Genomic DNA, 13239 nt, shown 5'->3' on the forward strand with positions numbered 1-13239 from the left:
CTGCTACTGATGGCCCCCATCACGTCACCAGCTTCTGAAGCGTGCCGGCGGCGCGTACAACCCGCCCGACCACGTGACGAGATCGTCGATACTGCGCGCAGCCAGCAGCGAGCGCTTCGCTTCGCCGCGCCGGACGCCAAGATCTTCGGGATACGCGACGATGCCGCGGCGGCGCAGTTCGTCGGTTTTCTCACGCTTCGCTCGCAGGCCGACTGGCGTTACGCCGGCGACTGCAGCGAGCGCCGCGCGTCGTTCTTCGACGCCTTCCGCCTTGTGCAGATGCGCGATGCCTTCCTCGGTGACGACGTGACTGACGTCGTCACCATAGATCATCACCGGTGCGACAGGCATGCCGCTTTTCTGGCCGACCGCGATCGCGTCGAGTTCATCGACGAACGTGGGCTCGCCGCCTTTCTTGTACGTCTCCGCCAGCTGCACGACGAGCTTGTGGCCACGCGAAACCGGTCCCTCGTCTTTTAGCAGCTTGAGCCACGCTTCGCTCGAATGACGTCGTCCGCGCGGATCGTGACCCATGTTCGGCGCGCCGCCGAAGCCCGCGAGCCGGCCGCGTGTGACAGTCGATGAATTTGCGTCAGCGTCGAGTTGCAGCGTAGAGCCGATGAACAGATCGACGCCATATTGCCCGGCCAGCTGGCAGAGCACGCGGTTCGATCGCAGGCTGCCGTCGCTGCCAGTAAAGAACACATCCGGCCGCGCTTCGATATACCGCTCCATGCCGACTTCGCTGCCGAAGCAATGCACGCTCTCGACCCAGCCCGATTCGATCGCGGGGATCAGCGTGGGATGCGGATTGAGCGTCCAGTTGCGGCAGATTTTGCCCTTGAGGCCGAGTGATTCGCCGTACGTAGGCAGCAGCAGTTCGATCGCGGCGGTATCGAATCCAATACCGTGATTCAGCGACGTAATGCCGTACGGCTCGTAGATGCCGCGAATCACCATCATCGCGGTGAGCACCTGCAGATCGCCGATGTGACGCGGATCGCGCGTGAAGAGCGGCTCGACGGCGAACGGCCGGTCCGCCTCGACGACGACATCGACCCACGAGCCTGGAATATCGACGCGCGGCAGTTCATCGACGATCTCGTTCACCTGAACGATCACGATGCCATGCCGGAACGCGGCGGCTTCGGCGATGGTCGGCGTGTCTTCGGTATTCGGGCCGGTGTAGAGATTGCCGTGACGGTCGGCTTTTTCCGCGCACAGCAGCGCGACGTGCGGCGTCAGGTCGACGAACATCCGCGCATACAGCTCGACGTACGTATAGATCGCGCCGATCTCCAGCTGGCCATCTTCGAGCAGTTGCGCGACGCGCAGGCTTTGCGGTCCGGCAAACGAAAAGTCGACCTTGTGCGCGATGCCTTTTTCGAAGAGCGTCAGATGCTCGGGACGGTTGATCGTCGAAATGAGCAGATGCACGTCGTGCACTTTCTGCGGATCGACCTTCGCCAGCGAACGGGACAGGAAGTCGGCCTGCTTCTGGTTGTCGCCTTCGAGCGCGACGCGGTCGCCAGGGCAGATCAGCGTTTCCAGTGCATCGATGATGCGCTCCGCAGGTAGAACGCCGTCCTTCAGCCACGGGGCAACAGCGGCGAGCCGACGGTTCTTTTCGTCGCGACGCGTGGTCCAGGAGCGCGCGGCGGGCGCGGCGCCGCCGGCAGCGGCCGGAGTTGAAGGCGGTGACACGGGTGATGTTGCGGCTCGCTGGTTCATCGGCGGATTCAACTCCCGGTTTTGATCGAACCGCGTGAAGCGCGCGGCTTGCGGGTTTTCGGTTGCGCGGCCTCGGCCTCGACGCGCTCGGTGATGAAACGATAAAGCAGCTCGCCCGTGTCAAGCAGGTGGCGCACGACGAGCTTCTGTGCCGCGGGAATGTCGTGCCGACGCACGGCGTCCAGCAAGGTGACGTGTTCCTGGTCGGATTCGCCCTTATAGCTCGGCAGACCCAGTTTGAGCCGGAGATAGCGTTCTCCGCGCCGGTGCAGCGTTGCCATCAGGTCCTCAAGTTGCGGACGGGCGGCGGGCGCGTAGAGGCTCATGTGGAACGCGCGGTTGCGGGCCGCGTACAGCGACGGATCGGATTCGAGCTCGGCCGCCTTGCACAGCCTTTCGCATTCGAGCAGCGTCGCGGGGGTGTGCGCCGGGATGGCAAGCCCGATCGCAAGACTTTCGAGCGCCGAGCGGATTTCATAGATTTCGCGCGCCTCGGCTGCCGAGAGCGGCGCGACCGTCGCGCCTTTGTGCATCTCGACCTTGGCCCAGCCTTCGCTTTCCAGCTGACGGAGCGCCTCGCGAACCGGAATCGCGCTGACCGAGAAATGCCGGGCGATCGCGTCCTGCCGCAGTGGCGCGCCAGGCGCCAGCGTACCGTCGACGATCGCGGCGCGCAGCGCGTCCGCGATCACACGTGACGTACTGGCCCGCGGTGCAGCGGCCTCCGGAAGAAGGGAGGCCTGCCTGCCGCCGTGTAAGGGAAAACCACTCGTTGCTTCGCTCATGAGATCAAATATTATATATGAAATGATGTTTTCTCCAGCAGGAGAAACCCGGGTGCCTCGACCCGTCAGCAGTCATCCAGCCAGGCCGGCAAGCCGTCGCGCCCAGCTGCATCGTCTGTGAGTCGATGCCCGCATCATGGCGGCAAGGTCGCGTGGCTTTCGCCTCGCAGGCTCGCTGCACGGTCGTTCAGAAGCACGTATTCCAACCGCATTACCGGAGGAGCATGATGAATTCACTGACGGACCGCGCGGCAGGCGCGCGGCATCGCACACCGCTCAATCGCTCGCAGATTGCAGGCTTCTGGGGCGCGTGGGCTGGCTGGACGCTCGACGGGATGGACTCGTTCATCTACGCGCTCGTCCTCACGCCCGCGCTCACCGAGCTGCTACCGCGCTCAGGGTATGCCGCGACGCCGGCCAACGTAGGCCTTGCCGGCTCGATTCTTTTCGCATTATTCCTCGTCGGCTGGGGGCTGTCGTTTATCTGGGGTCCGCTCGCCGACCGCTTCGGCCGCACGAAGGTGCTGGCCGGCACGATCTTCACGTTCGCCATCTTTACGGGGCTCGCCTCGACCGCACACAACGTGTGGGAACTCGGCATCTACAGGTTCATTGCCGGCGTCGGGATCGGCGGCGAATGGGCGCTGGCGGGTACGTACGTCGCCGAAGCGTGGCCGGAAGACCGACGCAAGATGGGCGCGGGCTATCTGCAGACGGGTTACTACGCGGGCTTCTTCCTCGCAGCCGCACTGAACTACACGATCGGCGTGCATTACGGCTGGCGCGCGATGTTCCTCACGGGCGCGGTCCCGGTCGTGTGCGCGATCCTGATCCTGCTGCGCGTGAAGGAACCGGAGAAGTGGACGAAAGCCGAAGCGCGCACCGTGCACAGCAAGCCGTTGCGCGAGATTCTCGGGCCGGCATATCGACGCCGCACGTGGGTTGCGTGCGCGCTGCTCACGATCGCGATCATCGGGCTGTGGGCCGGCGCGGTGTACGAACCGTCGGCGGTGATCCAGCTCGCGACGAAGGCCGGGATGGCGAAACCCGAGGCGATCAAGATGGCGTCGATCGCGACGGGTCTGCTTTCGATCGCAACGATCATCGGCTGTCTCTCGTTGCCGCCGCTCGCTGAACGCATCGGACGCAAGAATACGCTTGCGATCTATTTCACGGGGATGGCGGTGTCGATCGTCGGGGCGTTCGGTTGGGCGTTCTATCTGCCGAACGGACTGGCGCCGTTCATCGCGTGGCTCGTGGTGCTCGGCTTCTTCGGTGGCAATTTCGCGCTGTTCAGCCTGTGGCTGCCGGAGCAGTTCGAAACCCGCGTGCGCGCGACCGCGTTTGCGTTCTGCACGTCGTTCGGCCGGTTCGTGGGCGCGGGCGTGAACTTCCTGCTCGGCGCCGCCGTGCTGAACATGCATACGCTCGGCATACCGGTCGCGATAACAGCGGCCGCTTTCGTCATCGGTCTGTTCATCATTCCGTTCGCGCCGGAGACCAGAGGGGAGGTGTTGCCACAGTGAACGGGCGGCGGCGCGGGCGTAATACGCCGCACCGCCGTTACTTTGCGGTTGGCTGATCGGCTGACTGTTACCGGCCGCCGCCAGATGCCATGCTTTGCCTCAAGGTTGCAGGCAGGCGTTGCATTGGCGGCGATTGTCTTGTTGTACGGCGTTCTGTACAATTAACGATCCCGATGGAAAGCTGCAATTGTCCCGAAAGGGTGCCCGAAGGGAGGCCCGTGAAAGCAGCGCTGCCAACCCAATCTGACAGGAGCGACCGGAGCGAAACCACTCAGGTCGAGAACCCAAAAATGAACGTCCTAACTTATAGCGAGGCGCGCGCCGGCTTCAAGCAGGCGATGGATGACGTATGCCGCGACCACACGCCGATGATGATTACGCGGCAAAGCGGTGAGCATGTGGTCATGGTGTCGCTCGAGGATTTCAACGCGATGCAGGAAACGCTGTATCTGCTGAGCTCCCCGAAAAACGCCGAACGGCTTGCGCGTTCCATCGCCCAGGTCAAGGCTGGCAAGGCGATTCCACGCAACCTGCTGAACAATGAGCAAACAGAAGAGCCGCAACAAAGAGGCCGCAAGGGCTGACACCGCTTTCGCCTTTACTGACGAAGCGTGGGAAGACTATTTGCACTGGCAGCAGGCGGACCGGAAGGTCCTGCAAAACATCAACGCGCTGCTCGAGGAATGCCGGCGCGATCCGTTTACGGGAACCGGCAAACCCGAGCCGCTCGTTGGCAATCTGACGGGCTTCTGGTCGAGGCGAATCACGCGGGCCGACCGTCTGGTCTATCTACCGCAAGACGGTTTGATCTACGTGATCGCCTGCCGTTTTCACTACGGCGACTGAACAGCGTCAGTCGGCGTGGCGCCCGGCACGTGCACGCGTATCCGGCAGCACAACCGAAAGCAGCGGCCAGCCGAGATTCACGCCGAGACTCGCGGCCACAATCAAAGCCATGCCTGCGAGTTGCAACGGCGAAAGCGCGCGGCCGTACACGAGCGCATCGATGGCAATGGCCGTTAGCGGATAGACAAACAGCAGCACGGCGATGACGGGCGTCGTCAGCCTGGGCAACGCGCCATAGATCAGCACGTACGAGAGCCCGGTATGCAGCACGCCCATTCCGATCACCCAGAACCACTGCTGCGGCGAAATGTGAACGGCTGCGAGCGGCGCGATAAACGGCAGGCAGATCACGCCGACAAAACATTGCGCGAGCGTCAGCAGGTGCGGGCGCATATCGCCAAGGCTCTTCGCGATCAACGTGACGCTCGCGTACAGCACCGAGCCGGCGAGGGCTTCGGCGATGCCAGTCAGATAGCCCGCGTGCCCCTGCACACCTGCGCTCGCCATCACGCCCGAAGCAAGCACGAGGCCGACAAACGCGGTGGCGATCCAGCCGAGCCGGTCGATGCCGAGCCGCTCGTGAAACAGCGCCGCGCCAATCAGCACGACCCAGAACGGCTGCACATGGAAGACGACCGTCGCGACGGCAATGCTCGTGCGATGAATCGCATCGAAGAACCAGACCCATTGCGTGACCATCAGAATGCCTGACACGACGGCGAGCACGACGGTGCGCCGCGTGAAATAGCGGCGCGCGAAAAAGCCTTTCCAGGCGCAATACGCGAAGAGCGCGAGAAACCCAAACAGGCAGCGGAAAAAGACCAGCGTGAGCGCGCCGAGCCGCGCTTCCTCGACAAAGATCCCGATGGTGCCCATCAACAGTCCGCCGGCTGCCAGTGTGACGGCACCCTGCTGGCGTTCGGTGATGTTCATGTAAACCGGCTCCTTCGCATGCGTTGACGAACCTAGTATCGAGGACTTGCCGATCGCTCACAAACGAATTAAATTGAGAAATTCCATAAGATAAATTGATGAATCATGCATCCCGAGTTCGATGTCGATCTGTTGCGCACTTTCGTTGCGGTGGTGGAAGCGGGCAGTTTCACGAAGGCATCGGTGACGGTGCACCGTTCGCAGGCGGCCGTCAGCATGCAGATCAAGCGGCTGGAGCGCATGCTGGGCACGACGCTTTTCATGCGCGACACGCGCAATCTCGCGCTGACGCGTCCCGGCAACACGCTGCTCGAGTACGCGCGAAGGATGCTCGATCTGCACGAGGAGGCGTGGTCGGCGATCGCGCGGCCGGACGTGACTGGGCGCGTTGTACTCGGCGCGCCGGACGATTACGTTTCGTCGCTCCTGTCGCCCGTGTTGCGGCGCTTTTCGAACCTGTATCCGCGCGTCGAGATCGAGATCGTCTGCGCGCAGAGCACCGCGCTCGCGCCGATGCTGGCCGACAACAAGATCGATCTCGCGTTCGTCACGCGCGACCGCAAGCTGCGCGGCGACCTGGTGCGTCGTGAGGATATGGTGTGGGTCGGCGCGCCCGACGATACGTCGGTGCTGGCGACGTCGCCGCTGCCGGTGGGTCTGTATGAGCACGGGTGTGTCGCGCGGGCGCACACGCTTGCGGCGCTTAATGGTGCGGGCATCAAGTATCGCGCCGCGTACAGCAGCGCGAGCCTGCTTGGTCTTGTGGCGACCGTCGATGCTGGACTTGCCGTCGTGGCGTTAGCGCGCTGCAGCGTGCCGTCACGGCTGGCGATTTATGGCGAGGCGCAGGGTCTGCCGACGATCGAACCCCTGGAGATCGTCGTCGCGCGCAGTGCGAAATCCGACCGGCCAACCTGCGACTATCTCGCCGCGCAGATGATGCAGGATCTGTCGATGCGGAGTCAGACGCGCGCGTAGGCCGTCACTTCGCCGTCGACAGCGAGTCGCACACGTTCACCTGGCTGCGGGCTGCGATAGCCCGGCACGCGGGCGCGAAGGACGGTTCCATCCCGGGGCGCGCCTGAACCCGCGGTGCCAGATTCCTCCTGCAACTGCAACACGACGCTCGCGTCCTGGCCATTGAAGGTCACTTCGCGCACGATTGCGCTGAATGTGGGCTTGCCATGACGCGTGACGTCTTCCGCATGAAGCACGTAAATCTGTTCGGGCCGCACCATGACATCGATCGGACCATCGGCAACGGCTGTCGACAGCTTCAGCTCACCCAGCGCGCACCGGGCGACATCGCGCGACGCGACACCTGGCAGCAGCACCGCTTCGCCGATGAACGAAGCGAGTTCACGCGAGACGGGGCGTCGATAGAGCGTTTCGGGCGTCGCGGTCTGGATCAGCTTGCCGTTCCACAACACGGCAACTTCGCGCCCGAGCGATAACGCTTCCGATTGATCGTGCGTGACCAGCACCGCCGTCGCACCCGCCGCGGCTAGCGCATTCGCTACCGCCTGACGTGTTTCGAGTCGCAATGCGGCATCGAGCGACGAGAACGGCTCGTCGAGCATCACGAGCGTTGGCGAGGGCGCGAGCGCGCGGGCCAATGCCACACGCTGCTGCTGGCCACCTGAAAGCTGCTGCGGTGCGCGGTTCGCGTAGTTCGCGGACAATCCAACCAGTTCCAGCAGTTCCGCCACACGATGCTGCGCGCGACGCTGTCCGCGCGGCAAGCCGAACACGATGTTGTCCGCCACGGACAGATGCGGAAACAGCGCGCCTTCCTGCGGCACGTAGCCGATGCGCCGCTGTTCGGACGGCAGATGCAGGTTGTCGCCCGCAACCCGGCGGCCATCGATTTCGACGACGCCGCTGTCCGCGCGCTCGAAGCCGCATAGCACCCGCAGAAGTGTGGTCTTGCCGCTGCCGGACGGGCCGAGCAGCGCGAGCAGCGTGCCGCGCTCGACCGACAGGTCGACGCCATGCAGCACGGCGTGGCCGTCGAAGGATTTGTGCAGCCCGCTGATACGAAGATTGCTCATGTGAACCGGATAAAAAGGGGCGGGGTGCCTGTGCGTTGTCATGCGTGCGTCGTTGCGCAGCAATTATGCGTCGATTCCGTGTCGTCGCGCCATGCCGTGTGCTTTGCTGCGCATTGCAGGCTATCCATCGCGTCCGAGCAGCGCCGAGCGGCCGAGCAGCGCAAACAGCACGCCGGATGCGCACAGCGAAATACCCGTCAGTAGCGCCGCATACGGCGCGGCGGCGGCAAACGCGAGCGTCGACGTATCGGACCACACCTGCGTGGCGAGTGTGTGCGTGTCGATTGGCGAGAGCAGAAGGGTCGCGTTGAGTTCGGTGACAACCGAAATGAAGACCATCGATGCCGCCGCGCCCAGCCCGGGCCCGGCGAGCGGCAGCAGTACACGGACAAATGTCTGCGTCCAGTTCAGACCGAGCGCCCGCGCGGTTTCCTCAAGACGCGGCTGAGCCTGCAGCAACGCCGCGCGCACGCTGACGAGCGCGAGCGGCATGAACAGGATTGCGTACGCGATAACGAGCAGCGTCGAGCTCTGATACAGCGGCTGCAGCGCATGCACCGCAAGCGAAACGATCGCAAGCGCGATCACAAGCCCGGGCACGCCCTGCGCGAGAAACACGGTGCGTTCGAAGACCGTTGCGAGGCGTCCCGGAAAACGGACCAGCAGGAACGCGAGCGGAATGACAAGCAGCGTCGTCACGATCGCGGCGGCGAGACCAAAGCCCAGCGACGACACCGTCGCGTTGAACAGCAGTTCCGGCGACACTTCGGTCGGCGTGACAGCCGCTGCGCCTTCCTGTGTGAGCCAGAACCCGATCATGCCGAGCGGCACGCCGAGCGTGACAATGGCGAGCGTCGCGAAGCCGCCCGAAACGACCCAGCGCCACTTGCCGAGGTCATAGCGCAAGGCCGCGCGTCTCGCCCCGCGATCGACGCGCTCATACCGCGCACCACCGCGCACACGAAATTCGAGCGCAAGGCACACGAGACACAGCGCGATCAGCAGGCACGCGAGCAACGATGCGCCGCTGTTATCGAAGCTCGTGCGGAATTCGGCGTAGATCTGGGTCGTGAAGGTCCGAAAGCGCAGCATCTGGAACGCGCCGAACTCGGATAGCACGCCGAGTGCCACGAGCAGCATCCCGCCGAGCAGGGCGGGGCGCAGTTGCGGCAGCACGACGCGCATGAAGGTGGCGTAGCGTCCGCAGCCGAGTGCGCGCGCGCTTTCTTCGAGCGCCGGATCCATACCGCGCAGCGCGGCGGCAACCGGCAGATACACCAGCGGAAAATACGCGGACGTAATGACGAGCAGCGCGCCCGCAAAATCCTGCAGATCGAGACTCAGCGACACCCACGCGTAACTTGTGATGAACGCCGGCATCGCAAGCGGCGCGGCGGCGAGCACCGCCCACACGCGACGTCCCGGCACATGCGTGCGTTCGACGAACCACGCAGCGGCCGTGCCGATCACCGCTGCTGCGAGCGTCGCGCTCACGGTAATCAGCAGCGTATTGACGAACAGCTCGCCGACGAGCGGTCTGAACACGAGTTCAATCGCCTCGTCGAAGCCGAACGTCGTTGCGCGATAAAACGTAAACGCCAGCGGCAGCAGCACCAGCAAGGCGCTGAGTGCGGCTGCCGCGAGCAGACCGCGCGGCGCGCGTCTGTGGACGTGCGCCGGTACGGGAGCCGCCGTAGCGGCAATGATGATTTCGCTCATCGATCGATCATTACAGCAGGCCCGCCTGACGCAGCAGCTTGCCAGCCTGGCTGTCGTCGCCAAGCTGTTCGAGCGTGAGCGTCGGCGGCGTCAGTTCCGCTAACGGCTTAAGCACCGGATCAGCTGCAACGCCTGCATGCAGCGGATATTCGTAGCTGACGTGGCTCTTCGCCATCAGGGTCTGCGCACGTTCGCTGACCAGATACTTCAGGAACTGCTGCGCGCCATCCGCGTTGTGCGTGGTCTTCAGCACGGCCGCGCCCGACACGTTCACGAGTGCGCCCACGTCGCCATTGCCATAGTGATAGATCGCGCTGCGCGTAGCCTTGTCGCCGAGTTCGGCGTGCAGGCGTGCCCAGTAATAATTGTTGATGATGCCCGTGGCCACGCCGCCGCGGTTGACTGCTGCGATCACGCCTTCGTCGTCATCGAAAATCTGCGCGTTCTTTTTCAGGCCCTTGAGCCATTGCAGCGTCTGCTCCTGGCCCTTCAGCGCGAGCACGGCGCTCACAAGCGGCAGAAAGTCGCCGTCGCTCGGTGCGATGCCGATCCGGCCTTTCCACTCAGGTTTCGCCAGATCGAACAGCGACGGCGGCAACTGCGAAGGCTGGACTTTCGTCGTGTTGTACGCGAGGACGCTCTCACGCGCCGTCACGCCAACCCACTGGCCCGACGGTGAGTTGAAGCGCGCCGGAATCGTTGCAAGCGTCGACGGATCGACTTTGGTCAGCATGCCTTTTTCTTCGAGCAGCATCAGCTCGGGCGAGTTTTCCGTGAAATACACGTCAGCCGGTGTGGCCGAGCCTTCCGCGACGAGCTGCGCCGCGAGTGCCGGACCTTCGCCGTTGCGGATCTTCACCGAAATGCCCGATTGCTTTTCGAAATCTTTCGCGAGCATGTTGACGACCTGCTCGTGCTGCGCGCTGTACAGCACGATCGACGCAGCGTGCGCGGCAGGCGCCGCCAGCGTGAGCGACAGTGCGGCCGCGATGCAGGACGCGCTGAGGCGCGCGCGAAACCATGATTGAGCCATGATCCTTCTATCCCCTTGATGTAATGATTCGATGTGTGTTGCGTGCAATGTGTTTAATGCGTTCTGTGCGTCCGGCGTACGCGGTTCGCGGGCCGTAAAACGTAAAAGCAGCCCGCGCCGCTTACGTCTCGAACAGGCCCGCGCCGATAAACGAACCCTGTCGCGCGCCCGGCGGACACGCGAACACCGCGCTGCCGACGTGTGTCGTGAACTGGTTCATCAAGTCGAACTTCGCGAGCTTGTCGTTGATCGGAATGAAACCGGTGCGCGGATCGCTTTGATGCGCGATAAAAATCAGGCCGGCGTCGTATTCCGTTTCCTGGCGCCATGGCGGCCACCGCTCGATATAGAAGTTCGTGCCGTCGTTGTACGAATACGAGCGGCGCAGAATCTGCGCACCATTGTTGGTCGCCTGATTCGACAGCCGGACGTGCGCGTTCTGCGCGATGACCGGATTGCCGTCCTTGTCCTCGGCCTTGAGATCGAGCGCGTCGAGCTCGTTCTTCATGCCGATGGGTGCGCCGCTGTTCTTGTGCCGGCCGAACACCTCTTCCTGGAACCCGAGTTGCATCTGGTCCCAGTGTTCGAGCGTGATGCGGATCCGGCGCACGACGGTGTACGTGCCGCCCTGCATCCATGGCGCGTCGGCGGCACTGGCCCAGACGAACTGGTTCATCAGCGACGGCTTCTCCGTCGACGGGTTGTTCGTGCCGTCCTTGAAGCCCATCAGGTTGCGCGGCGTCTGTCCTTTGGGACCCGACAGGAAACCCGCCTGACCCCAGCGCATCTGGATCGCGCCGTAACCCATGCGCGCGAGTTGCCGCACCGCATGAAACGCGACCTGCGCGTCGTTCGCGCAGGCCTGGATGTAGAGGTCGCCGCCGGTCTTCTGCGCAATCAGCTGGTCGCCATTGAAGCGCGGCAGATCGACGAGCGCGGCCGGCCGGCGATTCGCGATGCCGTAGCGGTCCTTGCCGTCCTGCGTGAAGAGGCCGGGACCGAAGCCAAACGTGATCGTGAGACCCTGCGGACCGAGCCCGAGGACGTCGCCCGAATCGGGGGCCGACTTATCGTCGGCTGTGCCCAGCGGGGCAGCGGTCGCGCCCTGCGTCATGCGTGCAGCGGCGTCGGTCCATGCGCGCAGCAGGCCGATCACGTCATCGCGTTTTTCGGTCGTCAGATCGAAGGCCGCGACATACGTGTGACTCTGCTGCGGCGTGACGATGCCGCCCTGATGTGCGCCGAAGAACGGCTCGACAGCGTGCTGCGGATCGTCCGCATGCGTCTTGCCGGGCGCGGCCTGCGCGACGCCTGTCGTGCCGAGGCCGGCGCCGGCCGCTACCGCGGCGCCGCCTGCCTTGAGAAACCCGCGTCGCGACGGGCGCGATGGGGGCGTGTGGTCGTTTGCCATGATGCTTATTTCGCGAGCACGAGCGTGTTCACGTCATCCTGTACGTAGTAGAAACCGTCGCCTTCCGGCGTCATTGCAATGCCAAACAGGTCGCCATTACCCGGCGGCGATTGCGCCTTGTCCGTGTCGATCCAGCGTGCGTAAAGCTGCTTGCCTTCCACCGGATCGATTTCGACGACCTGGCCGTTGAGCGCGTTCGTCACGAGCAGGTGGCCGTTCGGCGCCGTCACCATCGCGAGCGGCCGATGCAGCAGTCCGTCGGCGGTCAGCTGGCGGCCGACGCCCGCGCTCGTATCGCGCGTCAGCGGATCGTCGATCTCGGTGACGCGGTTGCCGGTCGCGTCGGATACATACAGCAGCTTCTGGTCATTCGAGAGCGCGAGGCCCGTCGGCCCGACGAGGAACACGCCCTTGTCTGCCTGCGCGCCAAAGCCGCTGCCGACGACCGTTTCGTTCTTCACGACCGGCGGCTTGCCCTGGGGAATGTCGAGTTCGAGGCGCAGCACCGTGGCCTGCTTGAACACCGGCGGGTTGCCATCCGCGCCACCGACGCCGAAGCCCGCGTTGCTCACGAAAAGCGTCGCGCTCGTGCCGTTATCGACGACGGCCATGTTGCCCCACGGGTCGTTGATGTTCGCGCTGACGATGGTCGATGCAACCTTGCCCTGCGGGTCGAGCACGATCAGGCAGCCGGCGCCCTTGGTGCCGGTGGTGCCGTCATTGCTCGGCGTGCTGCCGATGATCACCCAGCCCGATTTCAGCATCGTCATCGCGGTCGACAAGCCGATGCCGCCCGGGCATTCCTTCAGGTCGCGCGGTATGGTCGCGAAGGTCGACATCTGCTTCGTGTCGGGGTGGTAATGGATGATCGTGCTGCCGGTGCCCTGCAGGTTCGTTGCGTTGTTGAAGTTGCCGACCAGCACGTCGCCCTGTTTGATCGTGCCGATGGAAACCGGCGCGACGACGACAGCGTACGGGTTCTGGTCGCCGTTATCGGGCACGGTGTTGATGAGCGTCTCGTGATGCTTCAGCGTCTCGAGGAAGCCTTTCGGTTCCGCCTGTGCAGCGCCCGCTGCGAACAGCGCGGCGAAGGTCAGCGCGGCGGTGAGCGTGGCGCGTACAGTGCCCGTCGTGCGGCGGTGAGCCTGGCGCGTGGGGAAGGTCATGTATGTCTCCGTGCCGCTCGCGCAAAACATTGATTCCG

At 64.1% G+C, this 13239-nt stretch carries 12 protein-coding genes; 4 read left to right on the forward strand and 8 right to left on the reverse strand.

Translation table 11 applies throughout. The annotated features are described in order from the left end of the window. Nucleotides 1-24: 24 nt before the first annotated feature. Together mdcA and P3T21_RS17760 are read right to left on the reverse strand one after the other, a co-directional pair. Nucleotides 25-1731, reverse strand: a complete 1707-nt coding sequence (gene mdcA, locus P3T21_RS17755; protein ID WP_429257249.1) for a malonate decarboxylase subunit alpha — start codon at nucleotides 1729-1731, stop codon at nucleotides 25-27. A gap of 8 nt (nucleotides 1732-1739) precedes the next feature. Beyond that, nucleotides 1740-2516, reverse strand: a complete 777-nt coding sequence (locus P3T21_RS17760) for a GntR family transcriptional regulator (RefSeq protein WP_429257250.1) — start codon at nucleotides 2514-2516, stop codon at nucleotides 1740-1742. Nucleotides 2517-2743: 227 nt separating this feature from the next. Here P3T21_RS17760 and P3T21_RS17765 point away from each other — a divergent pair, with 227 nt between their 5' ends. The 3 genes from P3T21_RS17765 (at nucleotide 2744) to P3T21_RS17775 (ending at nucleotide 4888) form a co-directional block, all read left to right on the forward strand. After that, nucleotides 2744-4042: an MFS transporter gene (locus tag P3T21_RS17765; protein WP_429257251.1), complete on the forward strand. Its 1299-nt coding sequence runs from the start codon at nucleotides 2744-2746 to the stop codon at nucleotides 4040-4042. Between the two features lie 290 nt (nucleotides 4043-4332). Beyond that, the gene (locus P3T21_RS17770) at nucleotides 4333-4626 is read left to right on the forward strand and encodes a type II toxin-antitoxin system Phd/YefM family antitoxin (protein WP_429257523.1); all 294 of its coding nucleotides are present in this window, start codon (nucleotides 4333-4335) and stop codon (nucleotides 4624-4626) included. Next, entirely contained in the window at nucleotides 4583-4888 is a 306-nt protein-coding gene (locus P3T21_RS17775; RefSeq protein WP_429257252.1) for a Txe/YoeB family addiction module toxin, read from the forward strand. Before P3T21_RS17770 ends, P3T21_RS17775 begins: the two co-directional genes overlap by 44 nt. A 6-nt stretch (nucleotides 4889-4894) precedes the next feature. Here P3T21_RS17775 and P3T21_RS17780 read toward each other — a convergent pair whose 3' ends face one another. After that, entirely contained in the window at nucleotides 4895-5821 is a 927-nt protein-coding gene (locus tag P3T21_RS17780) for a DMT family transporter (protein WP_429257253.1), read from the reverse strand. A gap of 105 nt (nucleotides 5822-5926) precedes the next feature. On the opposite strand from P3T21_RS17780, the gene P3T21_RS17785 reads away from it, so the two are divergent. After that, nucleotides 5927-6799 (forward strand): LysR substrate-binding domain-containing protein, encoded by an 873-nt coding sequence (locus P3T21_RS17785; RefSeq protein ID WP_429257254.1) that lies wholly within the window; start codon nucleotides 5927-5929, stop codon nucleotides 6797-6799. On the opposite strand, the gene P3T21_RS17790 is transcribed toward P3T21_RS17785, so the two are convergent. From P3T21_RS17790 to P3T21_RS17810, 5 genes are all read right to left on the reverse strand, one after another. Continuing rightward, a complete protein-coding gene (locus P3T21_RS17790) occupies nucleotides 6784-7872 on the reverse strand; it encodes an ABC transporter ATP-binding protein (protein WP_429257255.1) in 1089 nt (362 codons plus the stop codon). The genes P3T21_RS17785 and P3T21_RS17790 overlap by 16 nt on opposite strands. 120 nt (nucleotides 7873-7992) lie before the next feature. Continuing rightward, entirely contained in the window at nucleotides 7993-9591 is a 1599-nt protein-coding gene (locus tag P3T21_RS17795; protein WP_429257256.1) for an ABC transporter permease, read from the reverse strand. 10 nt (nucleotides 9592-9601) lie between these two features. Then, nucleotides 9602-10624, reverse strand: a complete 1023-nt coding sequence (locus tag P3T21_RS17800) for an iron ABC transporter substrate-binding protein (RefSeq protein ID WP_429257257.1) — start codon at nucleotides 10622-10624, stop codon at nucleotides 9602-9604. A gap of 121 nt (nucleotides 10625-10745) precedes the next feature. Further along, nucleotides 10746-12035 (reverse strand): iron uptake transporter deferrochelatase/peroxidase subunit, encoded by a 1290-nt coding sequence (efeB, locus tag P3T21_RS17805; protein ID WP_429257258.1) that lies wholly within the window; start codon nucleotides 12033-12035, stop codon nucleotides 10746-10748. Nucleotides 12036-12040: 5 nt separating this feature from the next. Beyond that, nucleotides 12041-13201 carry a hypothetical protein gene (locus P3T21_RS17810; RefSeq protein WP_429257259.1) on the reverse strand — a complete coding sequence of 387 codons (1161 nt, stop codon included), beginning with the start codon at nucleotides 13199-13201 and terminating at the stop codon, nucleotides 12041-12043. Nucleotides 13202-13239 lie beyond the last annotated feature (38 nt).

The organism is Paraburkholderia sp. GAS334 (genome assembly GCF_050436625.1).
Taxonomy (GTDB): Bacteria; Pseudomonadota; Gammaproteobacteria; order Burkholderiales; family Burkholderiaceae; genus Paraburkholderia.

Bases quoted from the DNA above. Each gene is read 5' to 3' on its own strand.
- P3T21_RS17760 (WP_429257250.1), bottom strand. From the start codon at position 2,516: ATGAGCGAAGCAACGAGTGGTTTTCCCTTACACGGCGGCAGGCAGGCC.
- efeB (WP_429257258.1), bottom strand. From the start codon at position 12,035: ATGGCAAACGACCACACGCCCCCATCGCGCCCGTCGCGACGCGGGTTT.
- P3T21_RS17800 (WP_429257257.1), bottom strand. From the start codon at position 10,624: ATGGCTCAATCATGGTTTCGCGCGCGCCTCAGCGCGTCCTGCATCGCG.
- P3T21_RS17775 (WP_429257252.1), top strand. From the start codon at position 4,583: ATGAGCAAACAGAAGAGCCGCAACAAAGAGGCCGCAAGGGCTGACACC.
- P3T21_RS17770 (WP_429257523.1), top strand. From the start codon at position 4,333: ATGAACGTCCTAACTTATAGCGAGGCGCGCGCCGGCTTCAAGCAGGCG.
- mdcA (WP_429257249.1), bottom strand. From the start codon at position 1,731: ATGAACCAGCGAGCCGCAACATCACCCGTGTCACCGCCTTCAACTCCG.
- P3T21_RS17780 (WP_429257253.1), bottom strand. From the start codon at position 5,821: ATGAACATCACCGAACGCCAGCAGGGTGCCGTCACACTGGCAGCCGGC.
- P3T21_RS17765 (WP_429257251.1), top strand. From the start codon at position 2,744: ATGAATTCACTGACGGACCGCGCGGCAGGCGCGCGGCATCGCACACCG.
- P3T21_RS17785 (WP_429257254.1), top strand. From the start codon at position 5,927: ATGCATCCCGAGTTCGATGTCGATCTGTTGCGCACTTTCGTTGCGGTG.
- P3T21_RS17795 (WP_429257256.1), bottom strand. From the start codon at position 9,591: ATGAGCGAAATCATCATTGCCGCTACGGCGGCTCCCGTACCGGCGCAC.
- P3T21_RS17810 (WP_429257259.1), bottom strand. From the start codon at position 13,201: ATGACCTTCCCCACGCGCCAGGCTCACCGCCGCACGACGGGCACTGTA.
- P3T21_RS17790 (WP_429257255.1), bottom strand. From the start codon at position 7,872: ATGAGCAATCTTCGTATCAGCGGGCTGCACAAATCCTTCGACGGCCAC.